The sequence below is a fragment of the Longispora fulva genome, from assembly GCF_015751905.1.
Lineage (GTDB): Bacteria > Actinomycetota > Actinomycetes > Mycobacteriales > Micromonosporaceae > Longispora > Longispora fulva.
In genome coordinates this window covers 6,504,141-6,529,394 of record NZ_JADOUF010000001.1, presented here as the reverse complement: position 1 = coordinate 6,529,394, position 25,254 = coordinate 6,504,141, and the positions used below count along the sequence as shown (strand labels likewise).

The window sequence follows — 25,254 nt, the reverse complement described above, 5'->3', positions numbered from 1 at the left end:
GTGCTATACGACAGCAGCCCGGACGAAGGCGCACAGCGTGCCGATGGACCGCAGGGACTCCAGCGCCCAGTCGTCCGCGGCGACGTCCACGCCGAATCTGGCCTTGACCAGTTCCAGGAGGCGCACGCCGTTCAGGGAGCCGAGGCCCAGGCCGCCGTCGAACAGGGCGGTGTCGGCCGGTAGGTCTGCGACGTGGGCCGGGTCCAGGTCCAGGACCTCGGCGAGGGCCGCGCGGATGCCGGTCTCGACGTCCGGCAGGTCGGCGGCGCGGTTGTCGTCGGTCACGCCGACCACCCCTTTTCCTCGAGCGTCAGGTGCGCGACGGGCGGCATCTCGGTCAGGTCCCGGCGGAGCAGCACGGCCCGGTTTCCGTCGCCGTCGGTCGGCTCGTCCGCGTCGTGGGGCCGCGCCGGAGCGGTGCCGGTCGGCGGGGCGGCTCCAGCAGGCGGGGTGACGGCCGTGAAGCCGACCCGGCGCAGGAGGAGGCGCAGTTCGAGGTTCGCGAGGTCCGTGCGGATCTCGACGAGGAGTTCCCGCGCGCCGGCCGCGCGGGCCCGGTCGACCAACCAGCCGAGGACCGCCACCGGCACCTCCCGGCCGGCCGCCCGGCAGGACACCATGAACAACCGGATCCGCCACGACGCGCCGCGCTGGACGAGGGCGGTGCTGATCTGGCCGTACTCTCCGAACCGGTCGGCCAGGCGGACCACGGGCACGAACCAGTCCGGATCGTCGACCAGCGCGGCGAGCTGGTCGGCGGACCACTGCTCACCCGTGGTGTTGAACCGGTGGGTGCGCGCGACCAGCTCGGCGATCCTCGGCACGTCCACCGGGCCGGCCGGGCTCACCGTGAGCACCATGCCGCACGAGCGGAGGAACTCCTCCCGGGAACCGGCGAAGTCCTGTTCGGCGGCGACCCGGCGCTGCTCCTCGCGGTACCGGTCAGGTCGTGATCTCGCTTCCGCCGTCACCGCCTCCGGGAACAGCTCGTCGAACCGCCCCCGGAGCTCCTCCGGCGACAACACCAGGACCTCGGGCAGCAGCGCGGCCACCTCGGCCCGCTCGAACGGGTTATCGTCCACGAACGCGACAGCGTCCGCCCCGATGCCCAGCGTGTCCACGATCCGACGGATGGCCACGCTCTTGTCGCCCCAGCCCAGCTGCGGCGCGACGAACCGGTCGACCAGGTCCGGATGCGCGGCGAGCGCCGCGGCCAGGGTCGGGTCGGTGCGGCTGGCGACGCTGTTCACGACGCCCCTGGCCTCCAGGGCCGCCATCAGCTCCAGCGCCCACGGGTACGGGGTCGGCAGCGTGCCCTCCGCGCCCTCGATCGCGATCCCCGGCCACACCGTGCCGTCGAGATCCCAGACCACACACTTCACAGTTCGATCTTCCTGCGGAGCGTGAGGTGTACCGGCTCGAAGTCGAACTTGCGGTACAGCACCCGCATGCCCTGGTTGCCCATGTACACCTTGCCGACGATCTCACCGGCCTCCTTGCGCCGGGCGAAGTCCAGCCCGTACGCCAGCAGCGCCTCGCCGACCTCCTCGCTGTCGGGACCGGGGTCCACGGCCAGCGAACGGAAGTTGATGTAGCGGTCCTCGGTGAGGAAGTTCGTGTTCACGGCCAGCCACATCCAGCCGACCACGGCGTCGTCCTCGTCGACCGCGACGATCATGCCCTCGGCGTCCCTGGTCAGCCCCTTGCTCAGCTTGCCCCGGTGCACCTCGGGGTCCACGACGGCGTCCGCGCCGAAGGAGACCTGCGCGATCACGATCTCGTAGCCGACCAGCGCGTCGAGGTCGGCCTCCGTGGCCTGGCGGAGTGTGTGTGCCATGTCAGTCACTTGTCCCGAATCAGTTGCAGGGGGCGGAACCTGTCGCCGCCGCACTGCGCGCAGCCGGCCTCCTTGAGCGCGGCGATGGTCGGCCACTCGGCGTCCCTGCCCACCGCGTACCGGGTCGCGCAGCCGTTGCAGACGTACTCCCGGGCCGCGCTGCGCTGGTCGGCCGTGTACAGCGGACCGGCGTGCGCGCCCTCGACGAGTGGAGCAGTCTCCGCCGTCGTCGACAGGTACTGCAGGTGGCTGACGCCGGCGATGATGCCGGCCCCGAGGTACTCGTTGAAGTTGCGGTGCATCGCCTGCACCGTCAACCCCAGCTCGGTGATCACCCGCTGGACCTGGAGCGTGTTCGCCGGCCCCTTCGGCCCGAACGAGAACACGACCGACCGCCCCGGCCCGGGGACCAGCGCCTCCACGGCCCGGGACAGGAACAACCCCGCCCCCTCCGTCGTGTACGGCGGGTCTGTCAGCGCCAGGTCGAACCCCTTCCGGAGGGGTTCGGGCAGCGGCTCGCGCAGGTCGTGCTCGACCAGCTCGGCGGTCACGCCCAGCTCGGCCAGACAGCTCCGGGTGTACTCCAGGATCTCCGGCGAGATGTCCACCACGGCCAACCGCTGCACCAGCGGCCGGTCGATCGCCGCCCCCACGGCCGCGATGGCCACGGCCATCAGGTCGTCGTCGCCGACGCACAGGGCGGCGCGGCTCGGCAGCAGCCCGTACCTCATGAGCAGGAGGACCCGGCGCACCTTCGTCTCGACCGTGGCGAACGACTGGTCCAGCGTGAGGTCCACGCCCGGCGCCGACTCCATGATCAGGGCCAGCCGCTCGAGCACCGGGTCGAAGTCCGCCGGGATCTCCACCGAGTGCCCGTCGCAGGACTGGCACGTCGCCGCGGCGCTCAGGTCGATCGGCAGGCTCTCCAGCAGGGTGCGGCCGGCGTCGGTCAGCCGGCTCGGCCGGTTGGTGGTCACGACGCCCCGGGTGCGCAGTTCGTTGTTGATCGCGGCGATCACGGGGAGCGGCAGCCCGACGTGCCGGCTCACGGCCTTCGTCGAGGCCGGCTCCAGCTCCCGGATCGCGCGGAGCACCCGTTCGACCCCGGACTCGCCCTCCTGGAGCCCGACCGCCTCGGCCACTGCGGTGAGCAGGCCGGCGAGGTCGCCGTTGATCATGCTTTGTCCTTTGTTCCAGCGGGCGGGAGGAGTCTACCCGCACGAACTGACCGGCAGGGTGAGTTCTGCACGTGGCCGGGGCGTTGTACTGTGGTCCGCACGAGTGACACCTGACGTCTTCGGGGCCCGCCTGTAGAGGGCCGCCCCGATTGTGTGCGAGGGGAGCGGCCATGGGGCGCGGCCGTGCGAAGGCCAAGCAGGCGAAGGTGGCCCGGGAGTTGAAGTATTCCTCCCCCACGACGGACTTCGACCAGCTTCAACGCGAGCTTGCCGGCGGGGGGTCGCTGCCACAGGGGCAACGCGACGACCTCGACGAGGACGACGACCCCTGGTCGCCGCGGTTCTCCCGGCTCTGACCATCACCTGACGCCCGGCCCGGGTTCCGACCCGGGTCGGGTCTCTGTGACCTTCCGGCGGATTCACCGCTGATCGCGAGCTTTGTCATGCCCACCGGGCGGTTCCGCCGCTGGCGGGCACGGGTTCGCGTCCCGTTCAGTGCGGGTTCGCGGCCGGGGGGACGGGTTCGCGGTCAGGCGTCGATGATCGGGCGGGGTGCGCTCGTCGCCCAGTCGGGGTCGGCCACCGTCACCGCGTTCTTCACGTTGCACGCCGGGCAGTCGTAACGGACCCGGTAGGTGGTCTCCGCGCCCCGGACCCGCTCGATCGGGCCGAGCAGCCGGATCCGGTGGCCGCCGTTGCGGGGACACACGGGCGCGTTCTTGCTGGCCATGACTGCTCCCCCTGCGTTCAGATCGAGCGGAAGCTTATCACCGGGGCGAATCGGCGACATGAGCTGAGCCGGCGGACCGATCCGTGGTCACGCCGCCAGCCGACCCGACACACGGCGATCCGGAACGGGCCGAGTTGGCGGATCAGTGCCAGCACAGATTATTCGGGGGCGCATGGAGCCTCGACCTTTCCAGCTATCCTTTCCAAATTTTTCTGCACGGAAATTTTCAGCTCAAACTAATGGAGCTGAACGAGATTCGCATTCTTATCTTTCTCTGACAATGAAATAGCGTCGAGCCATACCTCTCGCCAGGGCTGCCGTCAAGGCGCACGGCAAATGCTGGATGATCGGCGGATCGCATGGCCGCACCGCCCTCCCGGGTGAGCCGAAGGGACGAATGGCGTCCCGTAACGCCCTGCTGCTAACGTCTTCCAGGTCGCCAGAACGGCAGAACAGTCCACAGTCGACCATGCGGTGTCCGACCCGCGGATAAGCGATCTTCAAAATATGTTCGCGCTACTGACTTCAGTACAGGAAAGCGCTTTCTCAATGGCCCCGGAACGTTCCGTTCCTGCGATGGGGAGTTCGCCCCATTGTTGATCCAGTAGCCCCGTGGTCTTCTTCCGGAGGTTGACTCAGGCGATGCACGCGAGTCCCATGTGGAGGTGTCGTGAGTGAGATGATCGGAGCTGATCCGACCCAGTTGGAGAACCTCGGCCAGCAGATGCGGACATCGGCGGGGCGGCTGGACTCGATCCGCTCGGAGGTCGGGCTGGCGCTCGGGCACTCGCACTGGGACGGCCCCGACGCCGACCAGTTTCGCGGCCAGTGGGCCTATCAGCTGTCCGGACTCCTGCACACTGCCGCCCTGGCCACGGCGGAGGCCGGCAAGGTCCTGGTCGGCAACGCCCACCAGCAGATCGACGCCAGCGCCGACTCCGGCGGGTCCGCGGAGGGCAGGCACGCCGCCGGCCGAAACGAGGAGCACGCGGAGGGCGAATCAGAGGACCTGGTCGAGAAGATCCTGGGCGTCGCCCAGGGCCTGATGCTCGCCGCCCGGGGCATTGACCTCGCGCCCCTCATTCCCAACGCCATCGACACGTTGCGGAAGCTGCCCGGCGCGCTGAGGGACGGGACCCTGCTGCGTGACGCGCTGAAGGGCGGCGAACTCGTCGGTGCCGCCAGGGTAGCCGAGAGGCTGAACCCGGCGATGCTGGTGGTCGGCGCGGGTATCGACGGCTTCGATTTCGGATACAACCTGGCCAAGGACCCCGACAGCGCGGCGACATGGAAGGCCGGCGCCGACATCGCCTTCGACATCGCAGAGGCGGCCACGCTCGAGTTCCCACCGTTGGCGGTGGGGATCGGAATTGTGCACTTCGGCTACGACATCGCCGAGATGGTTCACCCGGGGATCGCGAAGGCGGTGGGCCACGCCTACATCGACACGGCCAAGAGCATCGGCGATGTCGCGGTGGGCGCGGTCGAGACGGGGCTCCACGGGCTGGAGTCCGGGTTCAAGTCCGCTGGTCACTTCCTCGGCTTCTAACTCTGCCCCAGAAAGGATCGCAGTCGACATGACCGACTCCCTCGTCCTCACCTTCGCGGAGATCGAGTTCGCGCTCCAGGCCGGGCCCGCCCAGGCGACGGCGGTCCGCGAGCACCTACGGTTCACGCGAGCGACCGAGACCGAAGCCGTGGCCGCGGCGGGGCTCGCCTCGCTGCTCGCACGGGGGCTGTGCACGCTGACCGGTACGGACGCGGTGCCCACTCCACGGATGGTGGCGATCACGGCCGGCCTGGCCGGTTGGCGCATCCACACGGAGGTCGCCGGACGGATCGCGGACCGGGTGGCCCTGACCCACCTGTTCAGCGGCCCCGACGCCCGGGTCGCGCTGTCGCCCGGCGCGTACGGACAGTTCGCGATGGAACTCCTTGACCCGACGGAGCCCCTGCTCGCACCGGTGACCCGGTTCGTGGACGCCTGCGTGGCCGGCGGCAGCGGGTCCGCCGTGTTGATCCGGTCGACCCGCGACGGCCGGACGGTCAGCCTGGGGGTGGCGGTCGACGAGGCCGGAGCCTGGTTCGTCGCGGACTCGGAGGGCAGCCCGGGCCAGGGGACGCCCACCACCCGGGAGTCCGTGGTGTCGCGGATCTCCGAGTTGCTGGGACCGGTGTCCTGAATGGTGACCGTGCGTTCGGGAACCGCGAGCGACGCTGGCCGGGTCCGTGAGCTCAACGAGGACAGCTCCCTGACGATGGCCACGATGTTCGCCGTGGCCGACGGGATGGGCGGACACGCGGCCGGCGAGGTGGCCAGTCGCCTCGCCGTCGCCCGGCTCGGCCGGCTCGGCGACCGGCCGGGCCTCAAGCCGGCGGACGTGCGTGCCGAGCTGGCACTCGCCAACGAGGAGATCCTCGCCTCTGCGGCGGCGCATCCGGAGCGTGCCGGGATGGGTACCACCGTCGCGGGTCTGTGCCTGTTGAGGTTCGCCGGCTCCGAACACTGGGTGGTGTTCAACATCGGCGACTCCCGCGTGTACCGGTTCGCCGAGGACTCCCTGTCCCGGATGACCGTCGACCACTCCGAGGTCGAGGAACTGGTGGCGGCGGGGGTGATCAGCGCGGCGGAGGCTCGGGAGCATCCCCGCCGCAACGTCGTCACCCGGGCGTTGGGCATGGACCCGGCGCCGGACGCCGACCTGTGGATGTTCCCGCCCACGCCCGGCGAACGGTTCCTGATCTGTTCGGACGGGCTGTCCACCGAGCTCGGCGATCCGGAGATCGCGGCGGTGCTCTGGGCCGAGCCGGTCGCGCAACGGGCGGCGCGCACGCTCGTCCGTCTGGCCGTGGAGGCTGGTGGCCGGGACAACGTGACCGTGGTGGTCGTGGACCATGTGGCCTGCGACGACGACACTGCCAGCGAGGACACCCTGCCGAGGTCCCAGGCCGTGGAGACCCGGTGAGCGGACCGGATGTCCGTTACGCGCCGGGAACGTGGGTCGCCGTCACCGGACCGGAGCTGTGGCTCTTGGCAGATGTGGAATCCGACGACCCCGTGGTCGGTCGGTGGTGGGACCTGATCCGAGCTGGGGGCGACTGTTACGCGGTGCTCGACGAGAGCCTGCGGAACGGGTACCACGCCGTGGGAAGTTTCGCCGTGGTCCGGCACGCGTACGGCGTCGCGCACGTCATCGTGCGCGGCGGGGCGTGGGTGGACCTGGTGACCGTGGCTGGTGGCGAGATCCGGATCCGGACCGAGGGCATCGCCGACCTCGTCGACCGCATGGTGGACGAGGCGCTGACCGGATTCCGGGTGCGCGGTCCCGGTGCGGGGGCCGCCGGTCCGCTGCCCGTGACCGGCGGCGTCGTGCTGGCCTCCGACCTCGTCGTGGAACTGCGGGGCACGGCGTCCGCCGGGTCGTTGTCGTGTCCGCCGGAGGAACCAGAGCCGGCCCCCGTGCCCGAGTTCGAGTTCGAGCCGGTCGACCCGGTGCCGGGGCCGGGGCCGGATCCCGTGCCCGCGTCGTGGACCGGGCCGCCACCGACGCCCGACTCCGACCCGGGTCCCCGGCCGCACGGAATCGCGGAGTCCTGGGCGGCACCGGTGATCAGCCTGGCTGCGACCCCAGAGCCCGAACAGGGCACGTATGACGGTCTCTTCGGCGAGACCCGGATCCCGGCCACCGAGGAGGAGGAGTTCGGCCCCCCACCCGAGGCGGACCCGCCGGTACGGGCCGCCGGCGCCGAGGCGACCCAGCTCCCGACCGAAACCCTGACCCCGGACGTGTACGACCACGTTCCCGGCCTGATCGAGGACGTGTCGTGGGCGCTGCCCGGCGGGACGGGCGCCCCCGCGCGACCGGCACCGGTCGCCACCCGACGCACTGGGTCCCTGCCCACGGTTCCGGTGGACGCCTACGCGACGACGTACAAGCCGCGCCGCGCCGCCACGACCGCTGACGGCGGACCGACGGTGTCTGCGATCCGGTGCGCCGCCGGCCACCTCAACCCTCCGGACGCCGCGACCTGCCGGCTCTGCCGTGATCCGATCACCGATCGGTCCGCGACCCGGGTGCCCCGACCGGTCCTCGGCGTGCTGCGGCTGCCGAAGGACGACGTCATCCCGCTCGACCGCGGCGTCATCGTCGGCCGAGCTCCCGACGCCGCCGACGGGCCCGGCGGGCCACACCTGGTCCGGCTGCCGAGCCCCGACAACGACATCTCCCGCAACCATGTGGAGATCCGACTGGAGGACTGGCGGGTACTCGTCGTGGACCTCGGTTCGACGAACGGCACGCTCGTCACCGCGCCCGGTGGGGGCGTGACCGCGTTGACGCCGAACCGGCCGGAGGCCCTGGAACCGGGCTCCGTCGTGAGCCTGACCGACGACACGTCCTTCCGGTACGAGGTGAGCGGATGACCCGCCGGCCGTCGCCGCCCCAGATCCCCGGCTACCGCTACGACCGGGACCTCGGAGGCGGCGGCTACGCGACGGTCTACGTCTACGAGCAGCTCAGCCTGAACCGCGAGGTCGCGATCAAGGTGCCGAAGGACGCCGGTACGGACGCGGCGGCACGGGCCCAGTTCATCGCCGAGGCCCGCACCATGGCCAGGCTCGGCAACCACGCGCACATCATCCAGGTACTGGAGCAGTCGGTGTCGACCGACGGCCAGCCGTACCTCGTGATGCCCTTCTGCTCTGGTCCGAACCTGGCTGAGCGGGCGTCCGGCCCGCCGATCCCCGTGGCCGAGGTGCTCCGGATCGGGATCACGGTCTCCGGCGCCGTGCAGGCCACCCACCAGGTGGGCATCGTGCACCGGGACATCAAGCCAGCGAACCTGCTCACCGACGAGTTCAAGAAGATCCTGCTCGCCGACTTCGGCGTCGCCGGTCCCGTCGCCGAGTCCGAGGACTACGAGGACTTCGGGGTCTCGGTGCCCTGGTCGCCACCCGAGATCCTGGCCGGCGAGTGGGGCGGCATCCGCTCAGACGTGTACTCGCTCGGCGCGACCCTCTGGCACCTGCTCGTCGGCCGGTCCCCGTTCGAGATCCCCGGTGGGGACAACTCGCAGAAGGCGCTGGAACGACGGATCCACACGGGCTCCGCCCCGGCGACCGGCCGGCCCGACGTACCCGCGGCGCTGGAGGCCCTGCTCGCCCGGACCATGTCCAGGACGCCGGCGGCCCGGCCGGCGTCGGCGAGGGTCCTGGAGTCCGAGCTGGCCCGGATCGAGAGCCGCCTGGCTCCGACGGTGGCCACGCCGGACCCGGGACCCACCACGCCGCGCACCCCGGCGCACGACCTGACCACCCGCCGCGTCGTGACCGCACCGGGGCCGAAGCCGCCCGGTGTCGAGCCCGGTGTCCCCACAACGGTCGACCGGCCCGACTCGGTGAGGCCGCTACCGGTCCCGCCGCCGGTCGGGCACACGCAGCGAAAGCCCGTGCCGGAGCCGACCGTGGACGCTCCCGCCACCGACCGCGCCCGCTGGCCCGGCCGTTGGCTGACCGGTACCGGCGTGCTGGTGCTGGCGACCGTCGGCGTCGTGGTGGCCGTGGTACTGCACGGCTCGGATACCGCGGCCCCGCACCGGGTCCTCGACGAGAGCACGGGCCAGAGCGCCGGCGACGACACCCCGCCCGGCCGGCCGACGGTCGCCGTGACAAGGTCCGACCCCGCACACCTGCGGTTCAGCTGGACCTACTCGGCGCCGCAGGCCACGGACACGTTCACCTGGCGCACCCCGGACGGGGCCAGGACCGGGATCGCGCCGAAGGCCGTGCTGGACCTCGACGACCCGGCGGGGACCGAACTCTGCGTGCAGGTCAAGGTCGTCCGTGCCGACGGCAGCCACGCGAGTGCCGACTGGTCCGCCGCGGGATGTGCCAGGTGAGCGCGAGGTCGGCGTCGGTGACCGTGGAGTTCTGCGGCGAGTCCCACCCCGTGTCGGCCGGCGAACCGCTGGTCATCGGTCGGGAGGGCCGGCTGACCATTGACGACAATCCGTACCTGCATCGGCACTTCCTCCAGGTCGGCGACCAGGCGTCCCTGTGGTGGCTGACGAACCTGGGCAGCCGGCTCACCGCGACCGTCGCCGACGAGCAGGGCATGTTGCAGGCGTGGCTGGCACCCGGCGCCCGGCTGCCGCTGGTGTTCGACCGCACGTTCGTGTGGTTCACGGCCGGTGGCACGACGTACGAGTTCGAAATCGTGCTGGATGACCCGCTGTTCGTACCGGTCGCACCGACCGCCAGCGATGCGGGGAGAACCACCATCGGCCGGATGACCTTCACCCCCGATCAGAAGCGGCTGATCGTCGCCCTGTGCGAGCAGATGCTGCGCCGCGGCACCCGGGGTGCGGGCGGCATCCCGACCTCCGCCCAGGCCGCCGCCCGGCTCGGCTGGCAGCTGACCAGGTTCAACCGAAAGCTCGACAACGTCTGCCAGAAGCTGGCCCGCGCCGGCATCCGGGGACTGCACGGCGAGCCTGGTCGGTTGGCGGTGAACCGGCGGGCGCGCCTGGTCGAGTACGCGCTGGCCGCCCGGCTGGTCGAGCACGCCGATCTCACCATGTTGGACGGTTCCACTTCGAGTAGGGGGCTCTAGATGGGCAAGCGACGCCTGGTGGGATTCGCGTCGGGGGTGGCGTTGGCGGTCTGCGCCGCCGTCCTCGTCGTGTACGCGGTGTTCGCCACAGGCTACCCCGTCCGACACGTCGAACTGAACGACGGCGGCATCTGGGTCACCAGCGACCGCGACGGGCTGTTCGGCCGGCTGAACAAGCCAGCGGGCTCGTTGGACGCCGCGTTCTACCCGCCCGGCGGCGCACGCCTGAACTACCAGCTCGACATCAGCCAGAACGGGTCGGCCGTCGTGGCCAGGGACCGGGCGGCGGGCAAGCTGTTCCCCGTCGACGTGACCCGAGGAGTCACTCTCGGTGATCAAGGTCTGCCCGTGAGTGAAAGTCAGCAGGTCCGGCTGGCCGGCGGCACGCTCGCCGTGTTGGATCCGAAGTCGGGCAAGGTATGGGCCAGCCGGGTGGATCCCGGTCGCGGCATCTCGGGCCTCAGCGGCGTGGACCCGTCCGGTTCTCCGTTGGCCACGGTCGGCGACGGCGGGTCCGATGCCTCGGCGGGGTTGGCCGTGGGCTTGGACGGCACGGTGTTTGCCGTTTCGGCGGCCGGCCGGGTCGCCACGATCCGGGTGCGGGACGGAGGGTTCGTCGAACCGGCGTATTCGGCGCTAGGACAGAAGCTGCAATCCGTGCTGGCGACGGCCGTCGGTACCCGTCTTGTGGTGTTGGACCCGACAGGTGGCACTCTCGTGGTGCCCGATGGCCCCACCGTGCCGGTCACCGGCCCCGACCACGCGGCGGTGCTGCAGTCCTCCGGTCCCGCCGCCTCCAACGTCATGGTCTCCACCTCGCGGTCCCTGCTGGCCGTCGACCTGTCCGACGGCAAGGTCACGTCCCTGTCCGACATCGGCGCCGGGGTGCCCGCCGAACCGGCCCTGCTGGACAACTGCGTGCATGCCGCGTGGGCTGGTACCCGCAACGGCTACGTGAAGTCGTGCGGTGGCCGGCCTGCCTCCCCCGGCAACCTGACGGACCTGCGGGTGCTCACCCGACCGGAGTTCCGGGCGAACCGGGGCGCCCTCGTGCTGAACGACCTGGCCACCGGCGAGGTGTGGGACCTGTCCACCCAGCGCCGGGTGGACGACTGGTCCGCGGTGAAGCCTCCGCCCGCCGAGAAGCCGAGCGACAAGACGAAGGACAACCCCACCACGCAGCTCGCCCGTGACAAGCCGCCGAAGGCCGTGGACGACATCCTGGGCGCCCGCCCCGGCAGGACGACCCTGTTGCACGTGCTGGACAACGACTCCGACCCGGCCGGCAACATTCTGTCGATCTCCTCCGTCACCGCCCCGGACAATCCGGCCGCCCGGCTGGCCATCGCCCCGGACGGGCAGACCGTGGCGATCACGGTACCGGCGCAGGTCACTGAGGTGCACTTCAAGTACACGGTGGACGATGGCAGGGATCTCAACGCCAGCGCCGCGGTCACCGTGTCGATCCGCGGCCCCGGGGAGAACCGTCCGCCAGAGCTGCGCACCGGGTACCGGCCGGTGACCTGGACCGTGCCGGCCGCCGGGCGGTTGACCCTGCCCGTGCTGCCGGACTGGCGCGACCCTGACGGCGACCCGGTGGTCCTCGTCTCCGCGAGCACGAAAGCCGGCGCGGTCGCCACCACGTCCGACGGCCTGGTGGACTTCACCGCCCCGCTGGCCGCCGGCCCGCAGAAGCCCGGGTACAAGGTCTCCGACGGGATCGCCACCCCGGTCGACGGCACAGTGGCGGTGACGGTGCAGAGCAGTACCGCCACGGCGGCGCTGCCCGCCACGGCCCTGCCGGATGTCGCGAGGGGACAGGTCGGTCAGCCCGTGACGATCCGGCCGCTCGACAACGACGTGCCCGGCTCCGACCCGACCGACCCGACCACGAAGCTCGCCCTGGCCGGCGAACTGCCCACCCCCGCAGGCGCGGTCGTGGTCACGGACCTGCACTCCGGCACCGTGACGGTGACCGCGGCGCGGGCGGGGACGTTCTTCCTGGACTACACGGCCGCGTACGGCAACGCGCCGTTCGCGAAGAGCACCGTGCGGGTCGACATCGTCGCCGCCCCCGCCACCCCTGCCCCACCGGTGGCGATGCCCGATTCGGCCGTCGTGCACAGCCAACAGCCCAGCACCGTCGACGTGCTCGCCAACGACTTCGACCCGTCGGGCGGAGTGCTCGTGTTGCAGCACGCCGCGCCGGTGGCCGCCGACGCGCAGGTCCAGGTGGCCATCATCGGCGGACGCTGGTTGCGGGTGAACGCGCTCGCGCCCGTCGTGAACCCCAACCCGCAGCTGATCCGGTACACCGTGACCGACGGGGTCACCGGACCCGTGACCGGTGAGGTGACCGTCACCCAGCTGCCGGCTCCGGCGGCCGACACCCCGGTACCGCAGGACGACTACGCCGTGGTGCGGGCCGGCGACGCCGTGACCATCCCCGTGTTGGACAACGACACCACCTCCGGGGGATCGCCGATCACGCTCGTCGCCAACGTGGCCGGCGCGCCCGGCCCCGGCCAGTTGACGATCAGTCCCGCAGGTGGCACCGCGTACGTCACCGGCAACCTGGTCCGGTACGTGGCCCCGCTGACCGTGACCACCCCACTGACCGTGACCGTCGACTACGTGGCTCAGGACCCGGCGGGTGACGTCGCCGTCGGGCACGCGCACGTGACGGTCGTCCCCCCGCCGACGGCGGCCAATCCCGACCGGCCCCCCGTGCCGCGACCGGTGGAGGCCCGAGCCGTGGGCGGGGCGACGGTCATCCTCACCGTGCCCAGCACCGGGGTCGACCCGGACGGCGACTCCGTGTCCGTGACCGGGCTCGACTCGGCACCGGCGCTCGGCCGGATCCTCGCGGGCAACGCGACGTCGCTGACCTACCAGGCGTACCCGACCAGCTCGGGAACCGACACGTTCCGATACCGGGTCACCGACCGGTACGGCAAGTCCGGCACCGCCATGATCCGGGTGGGCGTCGTGCCCCCGGGCACCCCGCAGCCACCGGTGGCCGTGGACGACGTGGTGACGGCAGCACCCGGAGCGCACCTGCGGGTCGACGTACTGGCCAACGACCTGCGCGCGCCCGACGACGCCATGACCATCGAGCCGCTGGCCAGGCGCAATCCCGAGTTGCCACACGGCGTCTCCCTCACCGCCCCGGACGGCGTGGTCGAGCTGACCGCGCCGGACCTGACCGGCAGGCCGCTGGTGCTGGTGTACGCCGTCACCGACGGGATCGGCCAGCCCTCCGTGGCCACCCTGACCGTGCACAGCCAGAAGGGCTACGACCTGCCCCCGCTGACCCGCGACACCTTCGCCGAACCGGCCACCGGTGCGACGACCGTGACCGTGGACGTCCTGCACCAGTGCGGGGACCCCGACGGGGATCCGCGCGACCTCACGGTCACCCGGGTGTTCGACCCGCAAGCCAGGATCGCTGGCGGCAAGGTGACCGTGCCGGTGGCCGACCAGCCGCGCACCGTCGCCTACGAGGTCCGCGACCAGGGCGGTGCGACCGCGGTGGGCCTGGTGCACGTGCCGGTGCCCGGGGCCAGCGGCCCCTACGCCAAACCCGGACGGACGGTCACCGTGCCGAAGAACGGCGCGGTCACCGTCGACATCGCCGACTACGTGCTCGATCCGGCCAGCAAGCCCCTGCGGCTGACCACGACCGACCGGATCTGGGCCTCGCCAGCCTTCGGGGTGGCCGTCAACAACCAGGGCGACCATCAACTGGTACTGACGGGCCGCGCCGACTACACCGGCCCGGCGGCGCTCACGTTCCAGGTCACCGACGGCGCGTCGCTGACCGATCCGCAGGGCCGCACGGCCGTGGTGACCCTCCCGGTGCAGGTCGGCCCCGAGACGCCGGTCCTGCGCTGCCCCGCGGACGCGCTCAGCGTGATCGAGGGCGGCGAACCCATCACCGTTGACGTGTCTTCGGTGTGTCACGTGTGGGTGGCCGATCCTGCGAAGCTGACCGGGACGAAGTACACGGCCTCGTGGGAGAACGCCGCGCCTGCGGGCGTCAGCCTGGACGGTTCCGGCAAACACGCACTGGTCGTGACCGCCGCGGGGTCCGCGGTGCCGGACACCACCGGGACACTGGTGATCGGGGTCGTCGGCGCCGACACCGTGCCGGCCCGGTTGCCCATCCGGGTCGTCGCGGCGGCCCCGCCGTCCGTCACCCCGATCACGGTGGACGGGGTCAAGGCCGGCGACACCGCGACGGTGAACCTGGTGCCGTACGTCCGGTCCCAGTTGCGCGATCCCGCCGTGGTCGCGGTGGCGGTCAGCGAAGTGCCGGGTGGCATGCCGGCGACTGCCGTCGTCAGCGGGGCCACGGTGAAGATCACGCCCGGCGCGCAGAGCCACGGCACCATGTCCTTCACCGTCGTCGTGTCCGACGTCGCCGATCAGAACCGGGCCGACCGCCGGGTCACCGGGCAGATCACCCTGCACGTTCTCGGCGTGCCCGACCCACCCGGCCCGCCGGACATCGGCCGCACGGTACTGAGCAGGTCCGTGCAGCTGTCGTGGTCGACTCCGGCCAACAACGGCGCGCCGATCGACGCCTACGAGGTCAGCTGGTCCGGCGGGACGCGGACGTGCCCTGCCTCGCCATGCCTGATCACGGACTTGACGAACGGGACGACGTACACGTTCACGGTCCGGGCCCGGAACCTGGTCGGCTGGGGTCGGCCGAGCGCGGCGTCGGGGCCGGCCCAGCCGAACACCGTTCCTGGCGCGGTGACGGCGCTGGCGGTCTCCGACCCGCAGGACGGAACCCTGCACCTGGCCTGGAACACCCCGCCCAACGACGGCACCGCGGTTCTGCGGTACGAGGTGACCTGGACCGGTGGCGGGCACCAGACGGTATCGGGCACGAGCACTACGGCGACCGGGCTGGTGAACGACTCGCAGTACGTGTTCACGGTCATCGCCGTGAACTCGCAGGGTCCGGGGCCGGCGGCGACGGTACCCGGCCAGTCCGCCGGCGTCCCCCCGCAGCCCCAGGCGCCGACCTTCACGTCCGTGGACTCGGCCAACTCGTCCCAGCGCGCGGTGACCGTGTCGTGGCCGGCGGACGACCCGAACGGGCCGGCCCCGACGACGTACACGCTGACCAGGAACGGCGGTGGCTCGAAGACCGTGTGCGCCGCCGTCACGGCCACCTCGTGCCCGGACGACGGGCTGACCAACGACGGCACCATCTACACCTATGCCGTGACCGCGGCCAACGCCGTGGGCCACACGTCAGCGCCCAGTCCGGGCACCCAGATGGAGGCCACGGCGACCCCGGAGCCGATGACCGGGGTCTCGGTCAGTCCGACCGGGGCCGACGGCCAGGCCACGCTGCGGTTCGACGCGCCGGCCTCCCACGGCGCCACCTCGACGGTGACCTGCACCTACAGCGGCGGCAGTTGCGGCTCGTGGACGTTCAGCCCCGCCGGCCAGTCCGGGGTCACCCGCACGGTGAACGGTCTACCCAACGGCCAGAACGTGGCGCTGAACGTGCAGAACTGCAACGGCAGCCACGGCGGCACCGGTGCCGGCAACCCGTGCGACAGCCCGGTCGCGGTCGGCGTGACCACGTACGGGCCGATGCGCAACCTGGCCATCAGCACGTCCGCCAACGGAACCGACGTCAACTTCACGGTCTCCGTCGACCCGAACGGCAAGCCCGCGACGGTGAACGTGTCGACCAGTCGGCAGAACCAGACGTTCACGACCGGGGTGGGTGGCTGGAGTTGGTCGAGCACCGACAACATGGGCTACAGCGCCACGGACACCATCACCGTCACGGTGTCCGACGGCGGCCGGCCCACGTTGAGCCAGTCGGCGTCCCAGGCCACCCCGCCGCCTCCGCCGACGGTCGCGATCTCCAAGGGGCGGGCGTGCGGCGGTGGCGGCGGATCGGCGTGCGTCGGCAAGGGCCAGTGCCTGTCGACCTCGTGCGCCTACATCCACGTGCAGACCGCGAACTTCGGCGGAAACGTGTCGTGCTCCTTCACCAGCCAGGACGGGTCGGGCGGCTTCGTCACCAACACCTACGGCGCGAACGAGAGCCGGGACTCGTCGGACTGGTTCGGCTTCCCCACCCATTGGGTCACCGTGACCTGTGGCGGCGTCAGCAGCACCATGAACTGGTATTAAACCCCCCGAAAGGACAGCGCATGACCGTCAGTCCCGACCAAGCCGCCCGGTTCGCCGAGACCTTCGACCGGATGGTCGCCAACATCAACGCCGCGATCCTGGGCAAGGACCACGTGGTGCGTCTCGCCCTGACGTGCCTACTGTCCGAGGGGCACCTCCTGCTAGAGGACTATCCCGGCACCGGCAAGACCTCGCTCGCCAAGGCTCTGGCCAACACCGTGAAAGGCACCAACGCCCGGATCCAGTTCACCCCGGACCTGCTGCCGTCGGACGTGACCGGCGTGCAGATCTACGACCAGCGCCAGCAGCAGTTCGAGTTCGTGCCCGGCCCGATCTTCCACTCGATCGTGCTGGCCGACGAGATCAACCGTGCCTCGCCGAAGACACAGTCCGCGCTGCTGGAGGTGATGGAGGAGGGCCAGGTGACCGTGGACGGTGTGGCGCACCCGGTGGGCAAGCCGTTCATGGTGATCGCCACCCAGAACCCGATCGAGCAGGCCGGCACATACCGGCTGCCCGAGGCGCAGCTCGACCGGTTCCTGATGAAGACGAGCATCGGGTACCCGGACCACGACGCCACCGTCGCACTGCTGGAGGGATCGGCGGTGCGCGACCGGTCCGCCTGGGTGGATCCGGTGATCCTCGACACCGCCGTGTCCCAGTTGAGCGCGTTGGCCGACCACGTCCTGGTCCGGCCGGAGGTGCTGGGCTACGTGAGCCGGATCGCCGACGCGTCCCGCCGGCACCCGAAGGTCCGGCTCGGGGTGTCCCCCCGCGGTTGTCTCGCCCTCGTCCGGTGCGCCAAGACGTGGGCCGTGGCGCACGGCCGGTCGTTCGTCACCGTCGACGACATCCTCTGCCTGGCGCTACCGGTGTTGGGGCACCGCATCCTCGTGGGCTCGGAGGCCCAGTTCGACGGAGTCACGGTGGACCAGGTGATCGGCGAGATCTTCCAGGACGTCGCCGCGCCGGACCTGCGCGCCGCGTGATGACCATCCACAGGGTCCTCTCCGTCGTCACCCCGCTCGGCTGGTTGGTCTGCGTCGGCTCACTGGCCGGCTGGGCGTCGGGCGCGGCACTGGGCTGGATCGAACTGCACTACGCCGCGGCGCTCGGCCTGCTCGCCTTCGCCCTGTGCTGCCTGTTCGCCGTCGGCAGGACGTCACTGCGGGTGTCCGTCGACGTGGCGAGCCGCCGACTGGTCGCCGGCGGTCGGACCTCCGCGACGGTTCAGATCGCCAACACCGCCCGGCAGCGGCTGTTGCCGATGGCGCTGGAGGTGCCCGTCGGCCCAGCCATCGAGCGGTTCGACGTGCCGGGTCTCGCCGGGGGCGCCGAACGGACCGAACGGTTCACGGTGGTCGCCGCCCGCCGGGGGGTGATTCCGATCGGGCCGGCCACCACTGTCCGGGGCGACCCGCTGGGCCTGCTGCGCCGGATCGTCGCGTGGCCCGGAGTCCAGGAGCTGTTCGTGCACCCCACGACCATCGCCCTTCCCCCGCTCGGATCGGGCCTGCTCAGGGACCTGGAGGGCCGCAGCAGCAACGACATCTCGATGAGCGACCTGGCGTTTCACACCCTGCGCGAGTACGTGCCCGGGGACGACCGGCGCTACATCCACTGGCGGTCCTCCGCGAAGGTCGGGTCGGCCGTCCCGGGGGGCAGGTTCCTCGTCCGCCAGTTCCTGGACACCAGGCGCACCCATCTGCTGGTGATCGTGGACGGCGACGCGACGGCGTACCCGGATCCGGAGCACTTCGAGATCGCGATCTCCGCCGGCGCGTCCATCGCGGTCCGGGCGCTGCAGGACGAACTGGACACGACGGTGCTCATCGCCGGGCACGTCGCCCACGAGGCGACCGAGCACCGGGTGCTCGACACCTGCGCCCGGGCCGAACTCGGCAGCACCCGGCTCGCAGAGCTGGTGGCGCGCGGGCTGCGGATCGCCCCGGAGACCACCACAGCCCTGGTGGTGACCGGCGCGGCGCCGGCGTTCGCCGACGTGCGCCGGGCGTGCGCCCAGGTCCCGCCGGAACTGCGCACTCTCGCTCTTCGGGTGGACCCCGCCGCTCCGGCCGGGATCACGGTCGGCACGAGCCTCTCGGTGCTCACCATGCGCGAGCTGGCCGACCTGCGTCCGCTGCTCGGGCGGAGGGCTGAGCTGTGAGGGTAACGAGGCCGGACCTCGTCGACGCGGCCTTTCTCACGGTGCTCGGCGGGCTGGCGCTGGTCGGATTCGCGAACACGTTCGAGGGCTGGCGGTTCCTCCTCGTCGGGCTGGTGGCCCTGGTGGCCGGCATCCTGGTGGCTTGGCTGTGCACCCGGCTGTCGGTGGCCCTCGCCGCCCTCGCCGCCGTCGCCGCCTACCTCGCGGTCGGCGTGCCCCTCGTCGGCGTGGCGCTCGTACCGGCGACCGTGTCCGGCTGGAAGCAACTGCTGACGACCCTGCCTCCGGTGGCGGACGGTCCGCTGCTGACCGTGCCGCTTCTCCTGGGACTGCTTTGTGGCTTCGCCGGGTTCCTGCTGGCCCGGCGGGTGGACCGCAGTGCCGCCCCGGTTCCGGTGCCGGTGGCCGTCCTCGGTGCGGTGATCCTGCTCGGTACGACGGAACCGGGCGCACGGCTCCTCGACGGGGTGGTGTTCGCCCTCGGCGCGCTCGGCTGGGCCGCGTTGCGCGGTCACCGGCTGCGCCCGCCGGCGCGGTCCGGCACCGGGCGGCGGACGAGGCTGCTCACGTCCGGGGCTGTCCTCGCGGTCTCGGCCGTGGGCGCGGCGCTGCTCGGGCCGGCGCTCCCCGGCGCCGGCGGCAGTCGGGAAGTGGTCAGGGAACACGTGACACCACCGTTCGACCTGGGCGCGTACCCGAGCCCGCTGGTCGGCTTCCGCAAGTACACGAAGGACGCGAACCTGCTCTGGGACCAGGAACTGTTCACGGTGTCCGGCCTGCCAACCGGTGCTGCGGTGCGGATCGCCACCCTCGACGACTACAACGGCGCCGTGTGGGGCGCCACGAACGGCGACGCGGGCAACAACTTCCAGCGGGTCGGCGCGCGGATCTCCGGAGCCGGCCCCGGCCAGGAGGCGACGCTGCGGATCACGATCGGGGCCGGATACGCCTCGGCGAGCGACGTGAACGCCTGGTTGCCTTCCGCCGGGCGACTCACCGGGGTCACCTTCGGCGGGCGGCGCGGCCCCGCGCTGGCCGAGGGCTTCCGGTACAACGTGGCCACGTCCTCGGCGATCGTGACCGGCCGGCTGCGGGAGGGCGACACGTACACGGCGCGGACGGTGCTCGTCGCTCCGGTGGTGCCCGACGACGCCCAGCCGTTCGGCCGGCCGCTGGTGTCGGAGTACGCGCAGTCGATCATCGGCACCCACGCGACGAAGTGGGCGGGCGACGTCACCGGAATCGGCCCACAGGTCCGCGCGGTGGCCGCTCACCTCCGCGACCACGGCGCGTACAGCGACGGCGGGAAGGGCGAGGCCGAGTACCTGCCGGGGCACGGCGCCGGCCGGCTGACCACGTTCATGAACCTGCCCCGGCCGGTGGGCGACGACGAACAATACGCGGCGGCGTTCGCACTGATCGTCAACAGCCTGGGCATGCCGGCCAGGGTCGTTCTCGGCGCGCACCCCGGACCGACCGGCGTGGTCCGGGGCTCGGACGTGCACGCCTGGGTGGAGGTCCACCTGTCCGACGGGTCGTGGGCCGCTGTGCCGAACACCGAGTTCATGCCCGATCCGTCGAAGAAGCCCGACCGGCAGCCGCCCCAGCCGGTGGACGACGCCGACGCGGCCGTCGTGCCGCCGCCCAACATGGTCCGGCTGCCGAGTTCACTGTCCGAACTGGACCAGACGAACACCAACGCCCGGCCCAGGACGACATCCGACCCGCTGTGGCTGAGTGTGCTCGGATTCCTGTTCGGGATCGGGGTCTGGACGGGCCCGCCGGTCCTCACCGTGGCGCTGGTGTGCGGTTCGATCGTCGGACTCAAGGCCCGGCGCAGACGACGGCGACGGCATCTGGGTTCTGCGGCCAACCGGTACGCGGCGGCCTGGCACGAACTGCTCGACCATGCCCATGACCTGGGCCTCGGCCCGATCACCGGCCGGACCCGACACGAACAGGCCGTGGCCCTCGGCCTCGTCGAGCTCGCGGCGGCTGCGGATCGGACGGTGTACGGCCCGGGTGACCCGACCGAGGCCGACGTGACCGGTTACTGGCACCGGATCGACGCCGCACGCCTCGCCCTCGGAGCAGGGGTCCGGCACTGGCGTCGGGCACTGGCCTCGGTGAACATCCGCTCGCTTCGCCTCGGAGGGGGCGCCAAATGAAGATCAAATTCACCGTGCGGCGGTACGGACTCGCGCCCGCCGACCTGCTGGCCACCGTCGATGTGGGCGCCAAGGTGGGCGACCTGGCCGAGTACCTGGCCGCCGCCGACCCCGGCGCGTCCGGCGCCCCTGGCGGCGACCGGGCCACCTTGTGCGTCGTCGGGGAGACCGACACGGCCGTCGATCCGAGACTCGCGGTCGGCGACAGCGGGCTGCGGTCCGGGATGACGATCGCGGTCACCCGACGGGGCGCGGCCTACGCGGAGGCCCGACCTGCCACCGCTGCCGTGGTCACCGTCACCGCCGGACCGGACGTCGGCCGGGAGTACCCCCTGTCACGGGGTTCGAACGTCATCGGCAGGGACCGGGGATGCGAGGTTGCACTGACCGATCTGTTGGTGTCCCGGCAGCATGCCCGGCTCAATATCACCGACATCGCCGACATCATCGACCTGGGTTCCGCCAACGGCGTCCAGATGGGCGAGTCGTTCGTGGCCCGGTCCCCGTTGGGCCCCGGCGACACGGTCCGGCTCGGCGACACGGAACTGTCGGTTCGGGTCATCCCCACCGCGGGCACCCGGGCCGAGGGCGCGGTCGAGGGCTTCGTGCGCTCCCCCCGACTGGACCGGCGCTACGAGGGCGTGGAACTCTCCGCGCCCGAACCGCCGGCCAGGCCGCAGATCCAGCGGTTCCCCATCGTCGCGCTCGTGACGCCGCTGCTCATGGGCGGCGCGCTCTACGCGATGACCCGGTCGGTCACGTCCCTGGTGTTCATCGCACTGAGCCCCATGATGATCATCGGGTACGCCGTGGAAGCCACCCTCGCCGGCAGGTCGGCGTTCAAGAGGGCCCTGAAGCAGTACCGGGCGGACGTCGCGGCCCTGGAGACAGAGGCCCGAGCCGCCGCAGCCCAGGAAGTGGCGGCCCGCGACGCCGAACATCCGGGGCTCGCGGCGTGTGTGGACGCGGTGCGGCGGGGCACCCCGCTGCTGTGGACCCGCCGGCCGGCGGACCCCGGATTCTGCGAGCTACGACTCGGTACCGGACGGCAACCGGCCCGCAACGCGATCGAGCTTCCGACCGGCCGGGGCCTGCCCCGAGACCTGGTGACCGAGCTCGCCTCGCTGGTCGAGGGATACAGAAAGGTCGAGGGGGTGCCCGTTGTGGCCCGCCCGGCCGAGCACGGGTCGATCGGACTCGCTGGCCCCCGGTCGACGATGCTGGCGTCCGCCCGGGCCCTGGTCATCCAGGCGGTCGCCCTGCACTCCCCAGCGGAACTGGTGCTAGCGGGGTTCGCGGCCACCGGCTCGGCGCGCGACTGGGACTGGCTGAAGTGGCTGCCGCACACCACATCCCCCCACAGTCCCCTCGCCACCGGCCACCTCGCCGGCGCGACCGGTACGGCGCTCACGCTCATCTCCGAGCTGGAGGACCTGCTCACCCGGCGCGCCTCCGGTGCCGATCAGGGCGGGCCAGCACTACTTGTCCTGGTCGAGGACGACGCGCCGGTCGAACGCAGCCGCCTGGTGGACCTGGCCGAACGCGGTTGGGCACATGGCGTCCACGTGCTGTGGCTGGCCGCGGACACCGCCCTGCTTCCGGCCGCGTGCCGGATGTTCGTGGCGCTCGAGCCGGAGTCGGCGACCGGCGCCGCCGGGTTCGCGCACGACGGCGAGCGCGTCGAACCGCTCACCGTCGACCTGCTCGACGCCGGTACGGCCCTGGACCTGGCCCGCCGGCTCTCCCCCCTGGTGGACACCGGGGCCCTGGTCGACGACAACAGCGACCTGCCCAGAAGCGTCGCCCTGCTGGCCGTGTCGGAACGACCGCTGACCGTGTCCCCCGAGGCGGTGATCGAGCGCTGGTCGGAGAACCGGTCCATCCTCACCGGCCGATACGCTCCAGCCCGTCCGGCGAAGCAGGCCGGGACGCTGCGCGCGGTCATCGGCCGGTCCGCCGCCGGGGCGCACGTCCTGGACCTGCGGACGGACGGGCCGCATGCGCTGGTCGGCGGCACCACGGGCTCGGGGAAGAGCGAGTTGCTGCAGTCCTGGATCCTCGCGATGGCCGCCGCGCACAGTCCGCAGAGGCTGACGTTCCTGCTGGTCGACTACAAGGGCGGCTCGGCCTTCCGCGAACTGGAGGATCTCCCGCACACCGTCGGCCTGGTGGACGACCTCAGCCCGCACCTCGTGCGTCGCGCGCTGACGTCGCTGTCCGCCGAGCTGCGCAGCCGCGAGCGGTTGTTCGCCAAGCACCGGGTGAAGGACCTAGTCGAACTGGAGAAGCAGGGCAGCACCGACGCCCCGCCGAGTCTCGTGATCGTCGTGGACGAGTTCGCCGCGCTGGTCACCGAGCTGCCGGAGTTCGTGGACGGCGTGATCAACGTGGCGCAGCGCGGCCGGTCGCTCGGAGTGCACCTGATCCTGGCCACCCAGCGCCCCGCCGGCGTGATCAAGGACAACCTGCGGGCCAACACGAATCTGCGCCTCGCGCTGCGGACGGCCGACGAGGCCGACAGCGCCGACGTGCTCGGCTCGACCCAGGCGGCGTTCTTCGACCCGGAGCTGCCCGGTCGGGCGGTGTCGAAGACCGGCCCGGGGCGCCTGGTGCCGTTCCAGGCCGGGTACGCGGGCGGCTGGACCACCGACGAACCGGCCCCGCCCAGGATCCAGGTCGAGGAGTTGCGGTTCGGGGGCGGTCCGGTGTGGGAGCCGCCGGCCACGGAGGAGGTGCCGGCCGATCCCGGGCCGACCGACATCCAGCGGCTGGTCGCCGCGATCGCCGCCGCCCGGCTGCAGGCCGAGATCCACCGCCCGCGCCGGCCGTGGCTGCCGGACCTCCAACCGGTGTACGACCTGGCCGAGCTTCCCTACCTCCGCCGCGACGACGAGCTCGTGTTCGGCATCCAGGACGTCCCGGAGGAGCAGGCGCAACCCACGGTCGCGTTCCGGCCCGACACCGACGGCAACTTGGCGGTGTACGGCACCGGCGGTTCCGGCAAGAGCACCCTGCTGCGCACCCTGGCGATCGCCGCGGGCTTCACGGTACGCGGCGGCCCGTGTCACGTGTACGGGCTCGACTTCGGCGCCCGAGGGCTGGCCATGCTGGAGGACCTGCCGCATGTGGGCAGCGTCATCTCCGGAACGGACCACGAGCGGGTCGTGCGGCTGCTGTCCTGGCTGGGCGACCTGGTGGCGGACCGGGCCGCCCGGTACGCGGCGGCCGATGTCGGCACCGTCACCGACTACCGGCGCGTGCCCGGCATCCCCGGTGCGGGGGAGGAGCCCCGGATCCTGGTGATGCTGGACGGGGTGGCCGCGTTCCGCCAGGCGTACGAGGTGGGGGAACGGAGCCGCTGGTTCGACGCGTTCTGCGCGATCGCCAGCGACGGCAGGCCGGTGGGGGTGCACGTGCTGCTCACCGCCGACCGGCCGGCCTCGGTGCCGTCAGCGCTGGCGTCGGCGATGCAGACCCGGGTGGTGCTACGAATGGTCGACCCCAACGAGTACTCGATGATGGGGGTGCCGGCCGACGTGCTCGGACCGACGTCGCCGCCCGGCAGAGGGTTGCTCGGCGGCTCCGAGATCCAGGTGGCGATTCTCGGCAAGGCTGCGGACGTGGGCTCCCAGGCGGCAAACGTGCGCCGGTTCGCCACATCGATGATCCGGGCCGGGGTGCCGGTCGCGCCAGCCATCGAGCGTCTCCCGGACCGGGTGCCGCTCGCGAGTCTGCCGGAGGCGATCGCCGGTCGACCCACGATCGGGTTGGCCGCGACGACCCTCTCCCCGCACACGTTCGTGCCGCGGGGCGGTTTCCTGGTGGCGGGGCCGCCCGGATCGGGTCGGACGTCCGCGCTCCGGGCCATGGCGGTCTCGCTGCGCCGCTGGAACCCGCGCACCAGCCTGTACTACTTCGGCAGCCGGCGCTCCGCCCTCGCCCGGCTGGACCTGTGGACCGGTACGGCCTTCGGGGTCGCGGAGGCCGGAGATCTGGCGAAGGACCTCGCCCAGAAACTCCCGCTGTTGGATCCCGGCCAGCCGGCGGCGGTGTTCGTGGAGAACATCTCCGAGTTCGTGAACACCCCGGCGGACCTCGCACTCACCGACCTGGTCAAGGCGTGCCTGGCCGAGGAACACCTGGTGGTGGCCGAGGGCGAGACGACCACGCTGTCGTCCGGGTCGGTGGGGCTGATCGCGCAGGTCAAGCTCAGCCGGACAGGGCTCGCCCTCGCTCCTGACAGCACGGACGGCGCCGTGTTCCGCACCACGTTCCCTCCCCGGCTCAGCAGGGCGGACTTCCCGCCCGGGCGGGCGCTGTTCGTATCGGGTGGGCGGACAGCTGTCGTACAGGTCGGCCTCGTGGGGGAGGGCTGAGTCCGGCGGGGAGTCGTCC

General features: G+C 71.8%; 17 protein-coding genes. 12 read left to right on the top strand and 5 right to left on the bottom strand.

Annotated elements, in window-relative coordinates:
* Window positions 1–3 precede the first annotated feature (3 nt).
* Genes IW245_RS29720 through IW245_RS29705 form a run of 4 tightly spaced genes read right to left on the bottom strand, consistent with a single transcriptional unit; the run spans window position 4 to window position 3,015 of the window.
* Window positions 4–285: a phosphopantetheine-binding protein gene (locus IW245_RS29720; RefSeq protein WP_197006442.1), complete on the bottom strand. Its 282-nt coding sequence runs from the start codon at window positions 283–285 to the stop codon at window positions 4–6.
* Window positions 282–1,382, bottom strand: a complete 1,101-nt coding sequence (locus tag IW245_RS29715) for a hypothetical protein (RefSeq protein WP_197006441.1) — start codon at window positions 1,380–1,382, stop codon at window positions 282–284. The genes IW245_RS29720 and IW245_RS29715 overlap by 4 nt, the downstream gene beginning before the upstream one ends.
* Window positions 1,379–1,837 carry a GNAT family N-acetyltransferase gene (locus IW245_RS29710; protein ID WP_197006440.1) on the bottom strand — a complete coding sequence of 153 codons (459 nt, stop codon included), beginning with the start codon at window positions 1,835–1,837 and terminating at the stop codon, window positions 1,379–1,381. Before IW245_RS29710 ends, IW245_RS29715 begins: the two co-directional genes overlap by 4 nt.
* A 5-nt stretch (window positions 1,838–1,842) precedes the next feature.
* Window positions 1,843–3,015, bottom strand: a complete 1,173-nt coding sequence (locus tag IW245_RS29705) for a bis-aminopropyl spermidine synthase family protein (RefSeq protein ID WP_197006439.1) — start codon at window positions 3,013–3,015, stop codon at window positions 1,843–1,845.
* A gap of 170 nt (window positions 3,016–3,185) precedes the next feature.
* On the opposite strand from IW245_RS29705, the gene IW245_RS41830 reads away from it, so the two are divergent.
* Window positions 3,186–3,371: a DUF3073 domain-containing protein gene (locus IW245_RS41830; protein ID WP_197006438.1), complete on the top strand. Its 186-nt coding sequence runs from the start codon at window positions 3,186–3,188 to the stop codon at window positions 3,369–3,371.
* 173 nt (window positions 3,372–3,544) lie between these two features.
* Here the strand turns inward: IW245_RS41830 and IW245_RS29695 are convergent, their stop codons facing one another.
* Entirely contained in the window at window positions 3,545–3,745 is a 201-nt protein-coding gene (locus IW245_RS29695) for a hypothetical protein (protein ID WP_197006437.1), read from the bottom strand.
* Window positions 3,746–4,415: 670 nt separating this feature from the next.
* On the opposite strand from IW245_RS29695, the gene IW245_RS29690 reads away from it, so the two are divergent.
* Genes IW245_RS29690 through IW245_RS29640 form a run of 11 tightly spaced genes read left to right on the top strand, consistent with a single transcriptional unit; the run spans window position 4,416 to window position 25,235 of the window.
* Complete coding sequence (locus IW245_RS29690; RefSeq protein ID WP_197006436.1) at window positions 4,416–5,294, top strand: hypothetical protein; 879 nt, start codon at window positions 4,416–4,418, stop codon at window positions 5,292–5,294.
* 28 nt (window positions 5,295–5,322) lie between these two features.
* Complete coding sequence (locus IW245_RS29685; protein ID WP_197006435.1) at window positions 5,323–5,928, top strand: hypothetical protein; 606 nt, start codon at window positions 5,323–5,325, stop codon at window positions 5,926–5,928.
* A 9-nt stretch (window positions 5,929–5,937) separates the two neighbouring features.
* Window positions 5,938–6,711, top strand: a complete 774-nt coding sequence (locus tag IW245_RS29680; protein ID WP_197006434.1) for a PP2C family protein-serine/threonine phosphatase — start codon at window positions 5,938–5,940, stop codon at window positions 6,709–6,711.
* Window positions 6,708–8,168: an FHA domain-containing protein gene (locus tag IW245_RS29675; protein ID WP_197006433.1), complete on the top strand. Its 1,461-nt coding sequence runs from the start codon at window positions 6,708–6,710 to the stop codon at window positions 8,166–8,168. Before IW245_RS29680 ends, IW245_RS29675 begins: the two co-directional genes overlap by 4 nt.
* The gene (locus IW245_RS29670) at window positions 8,165–9,643 is read left to right on the top strand and encodes a serine/threonine-protein kinase (RefSeq protein WP_197006432.1); all 1,479 of its coding nucleotides are present in this window, start codon (window positions 8,165–8,167) and stop codon (window positions 9,641–9,643) included. Before IW245_RS29675 ends, IW245_RS29670 begins: the two co-directional genes overlap by 4 nt.
* On the top strand, window positions 9,640–10,356 hold the full coding sequence (locus tag IW245_RS29665) for a hypothetical protein (protein ID WP_197006431.1): 717 nt from the start codon (window positions 9,640–9,642) through the stop codon (window positions 10,354–10,356). Before IW245_RS29670 ends, IW245_RS29665 begins: the two co-directional genes overlap by 4 nt.
* On the top strand, window positions 10,357–16,524 hold the full coding sequence (locus IW245_RS29660; RefSeq protein ID WP_197006430.1) for an Ig-like domain-containing protein: 6,168 nt from the start codon (window positions 10,357–10,359) through the stop codon (window positions 16,522–16,524).
* Between the two features lie 20 nt (window positions 16,525–16,544).
* Entirely contained in the window at window positions 16,545–17,513 is a 969-nt protein-coding gene (locus IW245_RS29655; protein ID WP_197006429.1) for an AAA family ATPase, read from the top strand.
* Window positions 17,513–18,691, top strand: coding sequence for a DUF58 domain-containing protein (locus IW245_RS29650; RefSeq protein ID WP_197006428.1), 1,179 nt, complete (start codon window positions 17,513–17,515; stop codon window positions 18,689–18,691). Before IW245_RS29655 ends, IW245_RS29650 begins: the two co-directional genes overlap by 1 nt.
* Window positions 18,688–20,859 (top strand): transglutaminase TgpA family protein, encoded by a 2,172-nt coding sequence (locus tag IW245_RS42425; protein WP_197006427.1) that lies wholly within the window; start codon window positions 18,688–18,690, stop codon window positions 20,857–20,859. The genes IW245_RS29650 and IW245_RS42425 overlap by 4 nt, the downstream gene beginning before the upstream one ends.
* Window positions 20,856–25,235, top strand: coding sequence for a type VII secretion EssC family protein (locus IW245_RS29640; protein ID WP_197006426.1), 4,380 nt, complete (start codon window positions 20,856–20,858; stop codon window positions 25,233–25,235). The genes IW245_RS42425 and IW245_RS29640 overlap by 4 nt, the downstream gene beginning before the upstream one ends.
* Window positions 25,236–25,254: the final 19 nt, after the last annotated feature.

Coding starts and splice junctions, on each gene's coding strand:
- IW245_RS29710 (WP_197006440.1), bottom strand. CDS start 1,837: ATGGCACACACACTCCGCCAGGCCACGGAGGCCGACCTCGACGCGCTG.
- IW245_RS29705 (WP_197006439.1), bottom strand. CDS start 3,015: ATGATCAACGGCGACCTCGCCGGCCTGCTCACCGCAGTGGCCGAGGCG.
- IW245_RS41830 (WP_197006438.1), top strand. CDS start 3,186: ATGGGGCGCGGCCGTGCGAAGGCCAAGCAGGCGAAGGTGGCCCGGGAG.
- IW245_RS29695 (WP_197006437.1), bottom strand. CDS start 3,745: ATGGCCAGCAAGAACGCGCCCGTGTGTCCCCGCAACGGCGGCCACCGG.
- IW245_RS29685 (WP_197006435.1), top strand. CDS start 5,323: ATGACCGACTCCCTCGTCCTCACCTTCGCGGAGATCGAGTTCGCGCTC.
- IW245_RS29670 (WP_197006432.1), top strand. CDS start 8,165: ATGACCCGCCGGCCGTCGCCGCCCCAGATCCCCGGCTACCGCTACGAC.
- IW245_RS29660 (WP_197006430.1), top strand. CDS start 10,357: ATGGGCAAGCGACGCCTGGTGGGATTCGCGTCGGGGGTGGCGTTGGCG.
- IW245_RS29655 (WP_197006429.1), top strand. CDS start 16,545: ATGACCGTCAGTCCCGACCAAGCCGCCCGGTTCGCCGAGACCTTCGAC.
- IW245_RS29650 (WP_197006428.1), top strand. CDS start 17,513: ATGACCATCCACAGGGTCCTCTCCGTCGTCACCCCGCTCGGCTGGTTG.
- IW245_RS29640 (WP_197006426.1), top strand. CDS start 20,856: ATGAAGATCAAATTCACCGTGCGGCGGTACGGACTCGCGCCCGCCGAC.